The organism is Pseudomonas viridiflava (assembly GCF_001642795.1).
GTDB lineage: Bacteria > Pseudomonadota > Gammaproteobacteria > Pseudomonadales > Pseudomonadaceae > Aquipseudomonas > Aquipseudomonas viridiflava.
This window is the reverse complement of record NZ_LKEH01000014.1, coordinates 22,919-36,511: the sequence shown is the minus strand read 5'-3', so window position 1 is coordinate 36,511 and position 13,593 is coordinate 22,919. Positions and strand designations below refer to the sequence as shown.

Here is a 13,593-nt window from a genome sequence, read left to right as displayed (position 1 = left end):
ATAGGTTCTGTATCCTCAGATAGGTTCTGTATCCTCAGATAGGTTCTGTATCCTCAGATAGGTTCTGTATCTTCAGGTAACTTCCAAACTTTCAGAAAGGCAATTAATTTCGGATAGCTTACCAAATCAGCCGAGAGATATCTTTCACCAACCAAAGATATCTCTTGGTACTAAAAGGTACTATTAGCTACCAACAGATATCATCTTATAGCCAACCATTGGTTCGACGAACTCGCTCGCGGGAGATTGCTTGATCCTGTTAAAATCACCCAAAGACCTTATAGATAGGGCCTTTCAAGTGGTGAGAGCGAACGACCAAGTGACTCGCCACAGGGAATTTCCGATTCGGAAAGTGGTGTTCTGTAGACGCAATTCGTGAAAAAGTGAGCCTACAGATCATTAATTCCGCGCTCTGCCTGCATATACAAATAAAAAGATGCGTGCAATACTATTGACGGGACAGCACTAGACAAACTAGCATCTCCAACATTGCACAAGCATACTCAGATCGCATATAGCGCTCGAACTTTTTCGACAATCTTAAAAGCGGGTTTGCATTGGCATATATGTAGAAAAGCTGTTTGTCGAGAGGGAGGGGGGGGATGGAGTTGCAGCTCCATCCCCCTTGAGGCTGACAGCGCAAAGTGTTAACCCGGTGGCGCTTTGCCCCGCTCTATTGTGCTGTCCACGACGACGTAACGTTAGCACACAGGATCGGAGACACCAACACCGGCCACACTCCCTTTGGAGATCAGGCTATGGATCCGAAACTCGAGCTTTTGGTAGCGCTCATCTACCTAGCTATTGAGCTGATCAGGATTGTTCAGAGCTGGTGCTAACAAAAAACCGGTGGAGCATCAACTCTGCCGGTTTCCACCTCATCTAAAACAGCCCACCCAAGGCGTCGGGCTTCCAGTTCATTACGATCAACTCACCGGTAACGGGGGCTTTGCCTTGTCGTTGGTTTGGAGTCGTATAGCGGATATCCAGCATCTCAAAATGGAACCCGCTGAACGCTCGCCGGATGTCGGGATGGTCATTGATGCTCACCATCACCTTCCCCTTACACCTCCGCATGAACTCAGCCATCCGCTCGTAATTCTCAAACGGAAAATCCACACCATACCCAGCCGTCTGCCAGTAAGGCGGGTCCATGTAATGGAAGGTGTGAGGCCGGTCATAACGCTCAGCACACTCAAGCCACGGCAGATTCTCCACATACGTGCCCGACAAACGCTGCCAAGCAGCTGACAGGTTTTCCTCGATCCGCAGTAGGTTGATGGCCGGCCCCGTCGTCGCAGTGCCGAACGTCTGCCCGCTTACCTTGCCAGCGAAGGCGTGGTGCTGCAGGTAGAAGAAACGGGCAGCGCGCTGAATGTCGGTGAGGGTTTCGAGACGGGTCATCTTCTGCCACTCAAATACCTGGCGGGAGCTGAGTGCCCATTTGAACTGGCGGACGAATTCTTCAAGGTGGTTTTGGACGACGCGATATAGCGTGACCAGATCCCCGTTGATGTCGTTCAAGACCTCAACGGGGGCTGCCTGGGGACGCATGAAGTAGAGGGCCGCACCGCCTGCGAATACTTCGACGTAGCATTCGTGTGGTGGGAATAGCGGGATGAGACGGTCGGCCAGGCGGCGTTTGCCGCCCATCCAAGGGATGATGGGTGTGGACATGAGTAGCAAGACCTTTACTGTATATATGAACAGGTGCTAGGCTCGCCGCGCTTTGTGCACGAAGCGAGAGCCTTGGCTGGACTTGCAGGGGTATTCTGCGGGAACGGCGATCAGCCGGGATGTTGACGCATCCGGGCTGGTCGCTCTTTTGTTTCTGCCGTTGCTTTCGTATTGACTGCTATGGCAAGACTTTCAGGGCTCGCTGGTAGATATCTTCGCGATCCTTCAGCCCGTTGGTGCCACCATTGATGCGCCTTGTGATCAGCAGAAAGTCAGATTTATCGGCCAACGTATTCAGGCTTGCTCGGTGCCAGAACCACCCAGCCGACATCGCGGCGTGTTGCGGCTCCTCAAGCAGCTCAGGGTGCGTGAGCAGATCAAGCCCCAGCGCATCACCACACGCGGCATAGTTCGCCCGGCCCGTGATTTGAATAAGCCCCCTCCCCCGATACAACTGGCCGTCGTCGTCATCTTCGGGGGTATTGCCGAGGCGCTCAGCGAGCCGCCCCGTATCGTATTTGTCCAGATAACTGTCACTACCCAACTCACGCACGTAGCGAAGCTGGCCGGACTCGTGGCCGATCTGCGCAAGGAACGCGGCAATGCGCAATTTGGTGACGATGCCGTACTTGCCCATGGCAACGTTTAGGGCAGGAACAAAAACGCCAGCTCGGGAGCTGGCGTTGGGGAGGATCTGCAGCAGCTGCTGCGCGGTAATCGACATGCGTGAATCTCCTGATAAGTGAGTGGTGACCTGACCGGTTAAAGCTGTACGACCTTGACCGGTTTTTTCTCTTTCTTTTTCTTGCCCTTCGCCTTGGCCTTGCCGGACTTCCCGCCGTTGCACTCAACCGTCGTGGTCCAACCCGACTGGGTGAAGACCTGTTCAACCGAGTCGATCAGGTACTCGCCATCAAGGCCGACCTTGAAGTCCACTGCACTGATCATCCGCTCCGCGAACAAATCGGTACGGCCCGCCATTTCAAGACGAACACCGGCCGTGCTGCGATTGAATGCAGCGAGGCGCGCTTTGGCAGCCTGCTCAGCGGCGGACTTGTTGGGATGGATATGACGGTCGGTATGAACAGCCGGGAGGCCGGCGGGGGACTGGTCGTTGCTCAGCTCGACGACCTGCAGCTTTCCAGTCTTCTTGTCTTGATGCTTGGCCTGAACGGCTTTCTGCGTGGTTTTATCGCTGAGACGAAACTGCCAGCGCGCCACCTCATCACGGCGGATCGTTACCACGCCCAATGACTTGCCGCTCGCGCTGACCCCTTCTTGACGCGGCAGCACCAGCAGTTGGCCGTCCGCGACTTTTGCGGTGCAGTCGTACTTCTTGGCCACCCGGGTGATGAAGTTGAAATCGGACTCGTCAAGCTGATCGATGCGCGGGACTTTGGTCGTCACGGTACACACCGGTTTCCAGCCATTGCGGGCAGCGATGTCGCTGACTATCTGCTGCAAGGGGACGTTCTCCCAGCTACCGGATCGTGTTGTCCGGCCGCTGCCGCGCATGTCACTGGCTTTTCCGCGTATCACCAAGGTGTCGGGCGGACCAGACGCCTCGACGTCGTCCACGGTGTAGAGACCAAGTCGAGTGAGGCGATGCCCTTCGTAACCCAGATAGATCTCGATGCCCGCACCGCGCGCAGGCAGTGAGACAGCACGATCCCTGTCGTCGATGCGCAGCTCAAATTCGTCTGACTCCATGCCTGGCTTATCGCTCGTGCGAAGCAGCAGCAGCCGGTCGTTGATCAGCGCCGTAATATCGTTGCGGTCCGCGACAATTCGGAATACCGGTTTCATGAGACCTTCTTATAGCCATGACACGGCATGGCGGATTCACTAGAATCCGCCGCCGAATATAAATAAGGATTGAACGTTGAAAAGGACTACCGGAATGATCTTGCTCGTGCTGGCCGCAGGCTCAGTGCAAGCAGAAAAGAAACTTGAGGTGATAGACCTCGCACCCGAGCATGTCAGCGCCGAGGACAAAGCCAGAGGCCAACGCTATCTGGAAGCACAAGACGCCGCAGCAAAGATTCCAAAAGCGGACGCTATGGATTTCATCGTCAGACTAAACAGCGCAGTCGAGGATGGACATGCTCTGGCCAAGTCGGGAACTATTAACGGCACCCAAAGCCGCAACCAGGCCATCGCCCTGAACAAGCTTCAAGATGAAGGCACGAAGTTTGGAACGGTTTTTACTCCGTTCGCAAAGTGCAATACCGCTTCCATTGAGGCAGCAACATCATGGCAAGGTCTGATTGGGAGCAACGAGAAGTTGTTCGTCCGGTCGCATCAGTCCTATTTGCAAGCCGCTATGGAATGCATCAAGGCAGCGAGCTAACCCCACAACTGAATCACTTCATCGGTCTGAGTAAGCAGATCTGGCAGTAGGATCTGCACCCCAGCCCGGAAAGGTTGGGGTTCATCTGCCAACCCCTGATTGGCATCCAGCACGGCCTCGACGCTGCCGCTCAGGTGCCCGTAATATTGCTGACACAGCGTGTCCAGCAGATCCCCGTCAGACGTTCTGCAGGTCGTCGCCATAGCTCACAAACTCCAGTGAAAAGCCCTGCTTGCGGGGAATGCCCCCGGCCAGCAGGTTGCTCTGTTCTTCATCCACGCTCAGCAAGCACCAGTTGCCCAGCACCTCGCCGTAGCCGGTGGTCAGGCTCAGCGGTTGTAGGTTGCGCCCCATGCTACGCAAGGTGTCCATTTGCTTGAGCCCCCCCTTAAAGCCTGGAAAGATTGCCCCCTTCAAACTGAGTTTGTCGTCACCCAGGCCGACCGCCTGCTGGGCAATGCTGCGTGTCAGACGTTCTTGGCCTGCCCAGCGAAACGCGGTCTGCCGTCGCAGCTCGTCAAACGCCGCCGTGTCCAGGTTGAAGTAGTAAGGCTGGGCCTCGGGCTTGAGCGGCTGAACGATCAACAAATGCGGGAACGGCTTGACCGCCTCCGGCGCAGGCGTGGTCTGTGTTTGAAAGCTGCCCGTCGGCACGATATTGCTGAGCGTGGGGCTGACACTTCCGGCCGCCCGGTTGATTGCCGCACCAGCCTTTGATGCCTGTTCCTTCAATGTCCCCATGCGCTCCTGTACCTGCGACATCGCGGCGGTGGCCTGTCCGTACATCGACACTACTCTGCCAACCGTGGACTGGGCGACGTTGATGCCACGCATGGTGCGCTGTAGCTTAGCGCCGATGGAAGGACCAATGAACGGGATGTTCTCAAGCTCCGAGGCAGCACCGGTCATATCGCTGATTGCCCCATTCAAGGGGCCAAGCATGCCGTCCAGGCTACGGCGTCCCACCTCGCCAGCGGACACCAGGTACTTCAAAGACGACTGCAGTTGTTCTGCATAAGCCATGACCTTTCCTCACCCCACGTGCGGGGCATCAAACAGTTGACGGGCCGCAGCCTGGCGGCTGAATTCCTCAAACTGACGCTGGAGAAACGGAGCGATTTCACGCGCCAACTGGGCCGGGTCCTTCACGTCGCCCTGTACGCTAACGGGCATATTCGGCGAGAAGGTGAATTGCTGGTCAACCTTCGTGGCCTCGGGCTTGACCTTCTCGGACGCGTTGACGATAGCGGGCAACGCCAGCGGTGCAGCCGTGGCTGCGACCATGGCCTTGACGACATCACCAGGTACCGCAGCGGGCTTGGCGTCCCCCGCCTTGTCGGCGACGGCCTCGGCCTTCTCATCCGAACCAAACAACGCTTTACCCAAAAAGCCACCGATGCCCTCACCGCCCATACCGCCAAGAAACGCACCGACCGCGCCGCCAATGGCGGTGCCGATCACCGGCACGATGGAGCCGATTGCAGCACCCGCCGCGCCACCAGCCAACGCACCGGCCAGTCCACCGGCAGCGCCGCCGTAGCCTTCCGCTTTCTCGTCCTGGGTCCCTGCGTTCTGGTAAGTGTCCAGAGCCAGCATCCCGGCATCCAGAAATTTCCCACCGGGGACCAGTTTGGCCACACCACCCAGCTTTCCTGCGGCACCAGCAAGACGTGCCAGTCGGCCCGCCGCAGGAGGTGGCACGGGCGGGCTCGGCGGTATCGGTGGTCGAGGAGGACCTGCGCGTCGACTACCCGCGCCGCCGCCAGCAGCACCACGTCGACGGCTGCGCCTTGACCGACGCTGATCTCCCGGCCCACTGGCACCGCCGCCGATGGCATTGGCGTTAACGACGAACACCTTCTGCGGCTCCGAGCTGCTGCCCGTGCTACCGGCACCCTCTCCGTCGTTGCTGGCCTCGCCAAAGATATCGAGCAGTTTCAGCCCGGTTTCGACCGGATCGAACCCCGTCTTGCCGCCCTCCTCTGCCTCATCACCATCATCAGCGCTGTCCTTGCCCTCAGCGCCAGGCTTGTCCTTATCCTTACCCTTTGGCTTGTCTTTACCCTTGAAGGCTTTTAGACCGGTCTCCAGCAATCCTTTGACGGCACCCACCTTGCCTTCGGGCTTGTCGTTCTTGTCGCCAGAGTTGGTGACATAGACTTTCTGTATCTTGTTCGGGTTGCCACCGAGCGACCCGCGTCCGAGATTGAGCAACCCCTTACCAATCTTGAAGGCACCCGCCGCTGACTTGAGGGCCACCAGCCCTGCGCCTACAGCGGTGATGGCCAGCACTACAGGTTGGGACGTGTCAGAAAGCGCTGTGAAGCCCTTGGCCGTTGCCGTGATGCCTTTGGCGACGGCGTCGGTAACGGGACGAATCGCGTCGCCGACGCTACGCATCGAATCATTGACCGCCTGGAACGTCTCGGCCCAGATCTGCGAGGACGCACCGCGACGCTCGGCAAGGTTCTTGTCGAGGATTCCGGAAGCGTTCTGTGAATCCTTTTTCAACTGGTCGTACAGGGCACGGTTCTGCGAGTACGCCGTCAGCGCAGCTTTGACCTGCATGTCGGCAAAGAGGTCGCCAGTGCGCAGAGCCTGCTCCAGCGAGTCCAGCATCTCCTTGGCCTTGGCCGGATCAGCCTCTTTGCTGATTTTCTCCGTGGCGTCCTTCATCTTTTTGGCTTTCGCCGGGTCGGTCTTTTCGATGTAGTGCTGGGCCAGCGCAAAGCTGGACTCCAGCGTCGACATCCCCTTCTGGATGCCCGTGTTCAAAGAGCCCTGATAATCGATACCAACGTCCTTGTACGACTTCACCACGTCGGTGGAGCCTATCTTCTCCATCCAGTTCTTCAGGTTGTTGGCTGCCTCATCCGAGCCGCCGGCCGTTTTCATCTGAACCTGAAGCATCGCACCGAGCTGACTCACCGAATCCATTCCGGTCACGCCCAGCTTGCCCATGCCAGCAAGCAACTGCGGGAACCAGCGCGCCATGTCGCTGGCCTCAAAGCTACCTGCCTGCCCCTGCATGGCAACTGCCTCGAGGGCTTTCTCCATGATCTTGGGATCGGTGATCTTGGCGTTCTGCTGCAGCGCCTGGATCATGTTGGCCGTGTCGGTGCCGCTGGCACCCTGTCCGACAGCGAACTTGGCCGCCACTGGCGCGTAGGACAACGCCTTGTCCAAGCTCATACCTGCGCCAACCAGCTTGTTGACCAGGTCGGCCACCTCGTTGCGGGCCATACCGGTGTCCGCCGAAGTCTTGATCACCGAAGTGGTCAGCTCCGCTTCCTGTGGCTTGTTGGCCACACCGGCCTTGATGGCGATGTCCCGAATGATCGCCTGATAGTCGGCACTGATTTTGGTCGGTACCGCCAACGCTCCGACTCCGGCGACGGCGGTGCCGATCCCTGATCTGAGTTTAGCTTTGCCTTCATCGATCTGATGGTGTCCCTTGACCTTGAGGTCCATGCTTCTGGCCACACGGTCAAGGGACTGGTATTCCTGCCTGAGTTTGCCGACCTGAACACCCTGTTTGCGCAGGGTATCGAGGTTGCCTTCAAGCTTGCGCAACAACCCGGAGGCCGATGCGGCACCACTGTCGTGCGCTTTCTTCCACTCGTCACGAAGGCGCATCGTTTCGCCAATCGTGTTCCTCAGCACCTTGGCCTGATTGCCGCGCTGCTCCAGCTTCTTGATGCGGTTTTCAACGGTGTTGAATGCCGCACCCACGGTCGGGCTGACAGCGCCGCCAATCACCAGGCCGAGCGCCAGATTGTTCGCCATCATTCACCTCTGATATTGGGATGGGCTCAGTCCGTGAGCCACCAGATCATGTCCGAGAAAGACATGGACATGATTTCCGCCGACGAAAACCCCAGCTCTTTGGCGAGCCGCTTCGCCGCGAGCCTTTGCAGTGCGGGATCAAAGCTCGTCGTCGCGCACCAGGCGAAAATAACCGGCCTGCAGGCGGCTGTAGTCTTTGAGGGACAGCCCTTCCAGATCGCGGACTCCCATTTCTGCAAGGGATGCGAACAGGTTCAGCTCACGTTGTTCGTCATCGCCATTGGCTGACGCCTGGGCGGTGCGCACATCGCGAACGGTCGGGGCTCGCATGGTGATGGTGTCGACCTGAACGCTGTTGACATCGGCTGGCTTGCTCAGCTTGACCGAAACACTCTCGGCAGTCAGGGTCATCCACTTCGGATTGGTATTTACTTGAGACACAGGGTTTTCCTTCTATCAGAGGCCAAGGGCCGAACGTTCTGCAGCGAGCTGGTCAACACCATCAATGACGCGTTTCATACCCAGCACATCGATCTCGTAGATCAAGCGACCATCCACTTCCAGCTTGTAGTAAGTGAGCGCGACCGCGTGTTTGATCTCGGACTTGTCACCGGCCTTCCAGTCCCCCATGTCGACCTCTTTGAGTCGGCCACGCTGGGTCACCACTACCGGCGTGATCTTGCCCTTGAGCCCTTTGAAAGCGCCGCGAAAAACACCGTTGAACGCGGTACCGTCAGCGAGGCCGAAGAACTTCAGCGACTCACGGCGCACGCCCGTGGTGGTGAAGTTCGATTCCTGCTTTTCCATGCCCATGTCCAGCTCGACCGGCGCGTCCATGCCGCCGCCACGATGTTCTTCGGTCTTGAGCGTCATCTTGGGAAGGGTCAGGCTGGGCACGTCGCCCTGAAAGCTGACACCGTCCACGAACAGGTTCAGGTTGCTCAGTGTTTCGGGAATCATTGCCATCGTTGCAGCTCCTTAAGCGGCAGAGTCGAGCACTTCGGTCAGCCATTGGTTGGTGACTTCAACGCGGAAGTTGGGGTTTTCGGCAGGCGGTACGTCGGTGAAACGGATATTCCAGTACACCTTGCCCTGCTCCAGCTGGCTGGCCGTGTTCAGTTCGGTGTCCGCGAACACTTCGAAGTTGATGATCGCGCCCTGATTTTTCAGGTCACGCATGAACGCCAGCAGGCCCTCGGTCACGTCCTTGATGTAGGTCGCAGTGATCGAGCGGTCCACGGCCCACTTGTGTCCGTAAAGGATCGCGTCCATGACGATGTCCATGGTGCGCACACGGGTGACGAACGCCCACTTGGCATCGCTGCTCAGGGTGCGGTTGCCCCACAGGCGGTAACCATCATCACGGATGATCGTCGCGATATTGGCGTTGTTGAGCAGGTTGGCCCGGCAGGTTTCGTCGCCGTCCAGAAACTCGATGGGGCGCGTGGTGCCGGTGATTCCGGCAAACTCTTTGTTGGACGGCGACGCCCAGAATCCGTACTCAGCGTCAGTCCAGGCAAACAAGCCCGCCACCCAGGCAGAACCCGGTGCATCAATCGTCGCGCTGGCAACGGTGTCCCAGTACTGGACGCCAGGGTCGACCATGAAGGAGCGCTTGCCGCCGAAGTTCTTGGCGTATGCCATCACCGCTTCGTCGGTGGTGTTGGGGCCATCGAAGATGGGCAGCGCACGGAGCTTGTCGGCGAGTGCCGCCATTGCGGTGCCGACCGCCAGAGTCGCACTGTGCTTGGGCGCAATCAGCAAACGCGGCTGGGCATTGAAGCGGCTCTTGCCGTCCAGCAGTGCCTGGAGTCCGGTGCGGGTGCCGTCAGCTTTCACGCCGCCGATGATGGCCGAGGTTTGCTGGGCAGGGTCATCCAGCTTCGCAACGCCACATGCAACGATCACCGCCTTGGCTTTCACATAGATGGCCTGACAGGCTTTGGTGATGGCCGAGTCGGGACCAAATGCAGCGATAGCTTCACGCTCGGTTGTGATCAGTACCAGGTCGTTGACCTTGGCACTGCGCGTCGGCGCTTCGGTGAACGTGTCGACCAGACCAATGATCGAGGAGGTGGGCAACGAGATGGTACGTGCGCCGGTGTCGACGTTCGTCACAGTCACGCCGTGGAAGAAACTCATAATGTGATCTCCAGAAACGGAAAAACCCCGCAAAGCGAGGTCATGGTTTGTTGCTGCGCAGGGAAAAACGCCCCGTCAGTGCGGGGCGTTCAGAGGGACTGAGTAGCCATCCAGTCTGGAGGTGCGGGCCGATGCGTCGCGTAAGGAAACTGTGCGCCTTGGGGCCAGTCGCGCAGCGCCTTACGGAACGTCAGCAGCTCGACGTATTGGTCAGCGGTCAATGTCAGAGCATCGCCCAAGTCTATTTCATCTCGATGGCGGCCGGTCAGCCATTGGGTGGCCGTCAACAGACCGTCCCGCCAGACGCGTTCAACAGCGGCCAACTCAACCACAGACTGATCGGGCGGAGGCTCAAGTACGCCATCAATAACAACCCACCCCACTTGCGGTCTGGGTTCAAGTGACGTCACGTCAATGACCTCAATGTCGTTTTCATTGAATTCTGGCAGATCCGCCTGAGTAAAAATCCAGACCACCCGTGCAGCCTGAATATGGGCATACCAATGCCCTTTTTGAGTTTTCATTGCCGTTTACCACCTGATTGAGATAAAGCCATCGGCACCGGCACCGCCAGCCCAGTTAATAGAGCCGCCAGCGCCACCAGCCCCAAAGCCCGTGCCCTGATAACCCGACGCTGCACGCGAAGCACCACCGGCACCAAACAAGGTGGAGCCACCCGCGCCACCCAACGCAAACGAATCGCCGCCCGGCTGGCCGCCCCAGCCACCAGGACCGCCGAACCCCACGCCATTTTTCGAGCCAGCAACGCCTCCTGGCAATGTAAAGACAGCACCCAAACTGGTCAGCGAACCCCCGACACCATCTGAATTGACTGCCCCGCCAGCACCACCTTTACCTATAGTCACCGCGTAGACTTTTCCCGGTTCAACGGCGTAGCGCTGGTCACGTAAGCATGCGCCACCTCCACCGCCCTGACCGGCGTTTGTCGATCCATTTGAACCCGCGCCGCCCGCGCCACCGCCACAGGCATTGACCAGGATTTCCGTGACGCCTGCTGGGCATGTCCAACTACCGTTAGCGGTAAACATTGCGAATCGCTTCGGTTGTGCGACCGCTTGAAACACCCGAAGCGGGGTCATCAATTTGGTGTCATTCGTCCCCAGTTCAGCCTCAGCCTGACTGGCCTGTGCGCCGCGCAGTTTTTTGGGCGTCACGATGGTTGAATCATTCAGGCCAGCGGAGACCTGATCCTGCGTTGCTATTTTTGCCCAGCCAGATGCGGTCTCCGTGGCCTGACGCACCACCTTGGCAATCGCTTGGAACACCCGAAGTGGCGTCATGATCAGAAGGCTGTCTTCGCCTTTCTCAGCGTCCGCCTGGCTGGCTCTGCCCGTCAGGCCGTCGACGTATTCACGGGTGGCCAGTACTACTGCGGGGTCAATCTTGAGCGTGATCACCCCAGAGTTAGTCACAATGAAATTCATACGCACAACCTGAGTCCGCCCCGAGCCTTGGGACAGCACCGGCTTAAAGCTAGGTGCACAGTTGGCAACCGCAACCAGATCCCCATCCGCGTCATAGAGCCCGATTTCGCGAATCCATTTGCCGCCTTCATCGGCCGGGATGATCTGCTCGGCAATGATCACGGCTTCGTTGGCCGGATCAATCTTGAGTTGATTCAATGGACGGCGTCGCCATTCGTTTATCAGCTTCGTTTGCAGCCTGTCTGGCACCGGGTCCGTGCCGTTGGCATCACCGACGCCCATGTGGGTGAGCAGCCAGGGAATGCCAAGCGCATCGGCATTCGCCTGCTTGGCCTCACCCACTTTCGTGAGGATGGCAAAGAACTGCGAGTTCGCATCGATCATGGGTAAACATCCAGAGTATCAATTGAGGTTTCACGCCCAGCCACGCCGAGGGTGCCGGTGACTTCAATGTCGCGCATGACAGGCGGGTAGACGTCGATGACGTCGCCTTCGTACAAGGCGACAGCGATGTTCAAGGCACCCTTGCTTTCAAGGCTGATGGCCAGCCCCGTCAGGTGCCGACTGACCGGCTTGGCATCGTCAATCAACGCGGTCAGTTCGTAATACATCTCCTCCGTGATACCGGTATCCAGCACCCCGACCACCAGGGCGAACGTGCCTGGCACGCCTTCCGGTACGGTTTGCCACCATTCCATCACTTCAATCAGGTAACCCAGTGGCTCGACCACGCGACGAATCGCCCCAATCGTGCCTTTGTGTTCGTGAATGTAGAACGACGCGCTAATGGCAGCCCGCTTGACTGGCTCGGCCCACTCCTCATCCCAGCGGTCGACAGACCAGGCCCAGGCAAGGTGGTAGAGAAGGTGCGCGGGACACGTCTGCGGGTTATACAAAGTACGCAGCGGGATCTGTGTAGTTTCATCCGTGGCCGCTTCGATGGCCCGCTCAAGCGAGGTGCTGTTGAGAGGTAGCAAACTCGACATCTCAACGCCCTCGGATGACAGTCAGGGCTTCGCACCATGCGGCCTGGGCCTTGGAAGGACTGATATCCACCCAGCCTTGCAGGTCCACCCTGCTGACACCTTCGATATGCAACTGTGCATCCACGCCGGAGCGGGCGACTTCAAGGCCAAGGCGACGTCTGGGGTTGACCCAGGACTGCAAGCGGCTCCGGCACTCGGCCAACGTCGCTTCAGTCTCCGGCCCACTGCCAATCATGTGCACGACTGCGTCGATCCGGTACGGCAGTATCTGTGCGCTCTGCACCGTCAGGCGGTCACCCAGCGGACGCACGTCGTCATCGCTGAGATTCTGTCGAACTGTTTCGAGCAGATCCTCGGACGCTACGCCGTTTCCCTCCAACGCGAGAACCGTGACTACCACTACCGCCGGAGATGGGCTCTCGGCTGTTGCATCAGCGACCAGACCAGATGCGTTGCGGGCATGCAGGATGTAGCTGCTTCGAGGACCGGCCGTCGTCAGCCCCTCATAAGCCAACTGAACCCGTTCACGTAACGCGTCGTCCTCTTCCAGAACCTGCATGACAGGCGGCACCGCGCTCAGGTCCTGCGTCTGGACAACCAGCCGTTTGAGATGAACGTTTGCCGCCAACTGATCCAGGTCGCCCTTCTGGGCGTAGGCCAACATCAACGACTTGGCTGCATCGTTGACGCGGGCACGGTTCTGCAATCGCCGGTAAGCCCCCAGCTCCAGCAGCTTGGTAACCGGATCGCTCTCGAGCAGCGCGGTCCAGTTGTCCCCCAAGTAATCCCGGAAAGCGCTTAGTTCTCCCTGATAGACCTCTTCGAAGTCCAGATCCTCCAGCACCTGCGGCGCGGGCAGGGCCGACAATTCGATCAGGCTCATGCCGTCACCTCCAGTACCGCGTTGTCACCCAGATAGATTCCGGTAAGTTGCAACGTGACCTGCCCGTTCAGGACCGCAATCACCCTGACGCGCTCAAGACGCAAACGCGGTTCCCAGCGTGAGAGGGATCGTGCCACCTCGGCTTGCACCGCACTTTTCCAACCGTCATTGACGGGTAAGTCGACGAAGCGTCGAATCTTGCTGCCGTAATCAGGCCGCATGCGGCGACTGCCTATGGGCGTGCTCAGGATGTCTTCGATGGACTGCCGCAGGTGCGCCAGGCCTGAGACGGGCTGACCGGTACGGCGATCCATTCCGATCATG

General features: G+C 58.6%; 15 protein-coding genes. 1 reads left to right on the top strand and 14 read right to left on the bottom strand.

Features of this window, described 5'->3' with window-relative positions; genetic code table 11:
• Positions 1 to 882: 882 nt before the first annotated feature.
• From AO065_RS00370 to AO065_RS00360, 3 genes are all read right to left on the bottom strand, one after another.
• Positions 883 to 1,677: a DNA adenine methylase gene (locus tag AO065_RS00370; RefSeq protein WP_004881161.1), complete on the bottom strand. Its 795-nt coding sequence runs from the start codon at positions 1,675 to 1,677 to the stop codon at positions 883 to 885.
• Positions 1,678 to 1,855: 178 nt separating this feature from the next.
• The gene (locus AO065_RS00365) at positions 1,856 to 2,401 is read right to left on the bottom strand and encodes a glycoside hydrolase family 19 protein (RefSeq protein WP_004881159.1); all 546 of its coding nucleotides are present in this window, start codon (positions 2,399 to 2,401) and stop codon (positions 1,856 to 1,858) included.
• A gap of 38 nt (positions 2,402 to 2,439) precedes the next feature.
• On the bottom strand, positions 2,440 to 3,483 hold the full coding sequence (locus tag AO065_RS00360) for a phage late control D family protein (RefSeq protein WP_004881156.1): 1,044 nt from the start codon (positions 3,481 to 3,483) through the stop codon (positions 2,440 to 2,442).
• A gap of 94 nt (positions 3,484 to 3,577) precedes the next feature.
• On the opposite strand from AO065_RS00360, the gene AO065_RS00355 reads away from it, so the two are divergent.
• Positions 3,578 to 4,027: a hypothetical protein gene (locus AO065_RS00355; protein ID WP_004881154.1), complete on the top strand. Its 450-nt coding sequence runs from the start codon at positions 3,578 to 3,580 to the stop codon at positions 4,025 to 4,027.
• On the opposite strand, the gene AO065_RS00350 is transcribed toward AO065_RS00355, so the two are convergent.
• The 11 genes from AO065_RS00350 to AO065_RS00300 all read right to left on the bottom strand — a co-directional run bounded on the left by AO065_RS00350 (position 4,024) and on the right by AO065_RS00300 (position 13,592).
• On the bottom strand, positions 4,024 to 4,230 hold the full coding sequence (locus tag AO065_RS00350; protein ID WP_004881152.1) for a tail protein X: 207 nt from the start codon (positions 4,228 to 4,230) through the stop codon (positions 4,024 to 4,026). The two genes, AO065_RS00355 and AO065_RS00350, sit on opposite strands and share 4 nt — an antisense overlap.
• Entirely contained in the window at positions 4,205 to 5,050 is an 846-nt protein-coding gene (locus tag AO065_RS00345) for a phage tail protein (protein WP_004881149.1), read from the bottom strand. Before AO065_RS00345 ends, AO065_RS00350 begins: the two co-directional genes overlap by 26 nt.
• Positions 5,051 to 5,059: 9 nt before the next feature.
• Positions 5,060 to 7,813, bottom strand: a complete 2,754-nt coding sequence (locus AO065_RS00340) for a phage tail tape measure protein (RefSeq protein WP_054540845.1) — start codon at positions 7,811 to 7,813, stop codon at positions 5,060 to 5,062.
• A gap of 138 nt (positions 7,814 to 7,951) precedes the next feature.
• Entirely contained in the window at positions 7,952 to 8,224 is a 273-nt protein-coding gene (locus tag AO065_RS00335; protein WP_162234349.1) for a phage tail assembly protein, read from the bottom strand.
• Between the two features lie 45 nt (positions 8,225 to 8,269).
• On the bottom strand, positions 8,270 to 8,779 hold the full coding sequence (locus AO065_RS00330; protein WP_004881137.1) for a phage major tail tube protein: 510 nt from the start codon (positions 8,777 to 8,779) through the stop codon (positions 8,270 to 8,272).
• A gap of 12 nt (positions 8,780 to 8,791) precedes the next feature.
• Entirely contained in the window at positions 8,792 to 9,955 is a 1,164-nt protein-coding gene (locus AO065_RS00325; RefSeq protein WP_004881136.1) for a phage tail sheath C-terminal domain-containing protein, read from the bottom strand.
• Between the two features lie 89 nt (positions 9,956 to 10,044).
• Complete coding sequence (locus tag AO065_RS00320) at positions 10,045 to 10,479, bottom strand: phage tail assembly chaperone (RefSeq protein WP_004881133.1); 435 nt, start codon at positions 10,477 to 10,479, stop codon at positions 10,045 to 10,047.
• Positions 10,480 to 10,485: 6 nt separating this feature from the next.
• Positions 10,486 to 11,784, bottom strand: coding sequence for a phage tail protein (locus tag AO065_RS27335; RefSeq protein ID WP_004881131.1), 1,299 nt, complete (start codon positions 11,782 to 11,784; stop codon positions 10,486 to 10,488).
• Positions 11,781 to 12,386 (bottom strand): phage tail protein I, encoded by a 606-nt coding sequence (locus AO065_RS00310; protein ID WP_004881130.1) that lies wholly within the window; start codon positions 12,384 to 12,386, stop codon positions 11,781 to 11,783. Before AO065_RS00310 ends, AO065_RS27335 begins: the two co-directional genes overlap by 4 nt.
• 1 nt (position 12,387) lies before the next feature.
• On the bottom strand, positions 12,388 to 13,269 hold the full coding sequence (locus AO065_RS00305; protein WP_004881128.1) for a baseplate assembly protein: 882 nt from the start codon (positions 13,267 to 13,269) through the stop codon (positions 12,388 to 12,390).
• Positions 13,266 to 13,592 (bottom strand): GPW/gp25 family protein, encoded by a 327-nt coding sequence (locus AO065_RS00300; RefSeq protein WP_004881126.1) that lies wholly within the window; start codon positions 13,590 to 13,592, stop codon positions 13,266 to 13,268. Before AO065_RS00300 ends, AO065_RS00305 begins: the two co-directional genes overlap by 4 nt.
• Position 13,593: the final 1 nt, after the last annotated feature.

Excerpts from the sequence above, each read along its gene's own strand:
- AO065_RS00320 (WP_004881133.1), bottom strand. The coding sequence starts at position 10,479 with ATGAAAACTCAAAAAGGGCATTGGTATGCCCATATTCAGGCTGCACGG.
- AO065_RS00360 (WP_004881156.1), bottom strand. The coding sequence starts at position 3,483 with ATGAAACCGGTATTCCGAATTGTCGCGGACCGCAACGATATTACGGCG.
- AO065_RS00345 (WP_004881149.1), bottom strand. The coding sequence starts at position 5,050 with ATGGCTTATGCAGAACAACTGCAGTCGTCTTTGAAGTACCTGGTGTCC.
- AO065_RS00305 (WP_004881128.1), bottom strand. The coding sequence starts at position 13,269 with ATGAGCCTGATCGAATTGTCGGCCCTGCCCGCGCCGCAGGTGCTGGAG.
- AO065_RS00300 (WP_004881126.1), bottom strand. The coding sequence starts at position 13,592 with ATGATCGGAATGGATCGCCGTACCGGTCAGCCCGTCTCAGGCCTGGCG.
- AO065_RS00370 (WP_004881161.1), bottom strand. The coding sequence starts at position 1,677 with ATGTCCACACCCATCATCCCTTGGATGGGCGGCAAACGCCGCCTGGCC.
- AO065_RS00330 (WP_004881137.1), bottom strand. The coding sequence starts at position 8,779 with ATGGCAATGATTCCCGAAACACTGAGCAACCTGAACCTGTTCGTGGAC.
- AO065_RS00340 (WP_054540845.1), bottom strand. The coding sequence starts at position 7,813 with ATGGCGAACAATCTGGCGCTCGGCCTGGTGATTGGCGGCGCTGTCAGC.
- AO065_RS00365 (WP_004881159.1), bottom strand. The coding sequence starts at position 2,401 with ATGTCGATTACCGCGCAGCAGCTGCTGCAGATCCTCCCCAACGCCAGC.
- AO065_RS00335 (WP_162234349.1), bottom strand. The coding sequence starts at position 8,224 with ATGACCCTGACTGCCGAGAGTGTTTCGGTCAAGCTGAGCAAGCCAGCC.
- AO065_RS00310 (WP_004881130.1), bottom strand. The coding sequence starts at position 12,386 with ATGTCGAGTTTGCTACCTCTCAACAGCACCTCGCTTGAGCGGGCCATC.
- AO065_RS00325 (WP_004881136.1), bottom strand. The coding sequence starts at position 9,955 with ATGAGTTTCTTCCACGGCGTGACTGTGACGAACGTCGACACCGGCGCA.
- AO065_RS00350 (WP_004881152.1), bottom strand. The coding sequence starts at position 4,230 with ATGGCGACGACCTGCAGAACGTCTGACGGGGATCTGCTGGACACGCTG.
- AO065_RS27335 (WP_004881131.1), bottom strand. The coding sequence starts at position 11,784 with ATGATCGATGCGAACTCGCAGTTCTTTGCCATCCTCACGAAAGTGGGT.
- AO065_RS00355 (WP_004881154.1), top strand. The coding sequence starts at position 3,578 with ATGATCTTGCTCGTGCTGGCCGCAGGCTCAGTGCAAGCAGAAAAGAAA.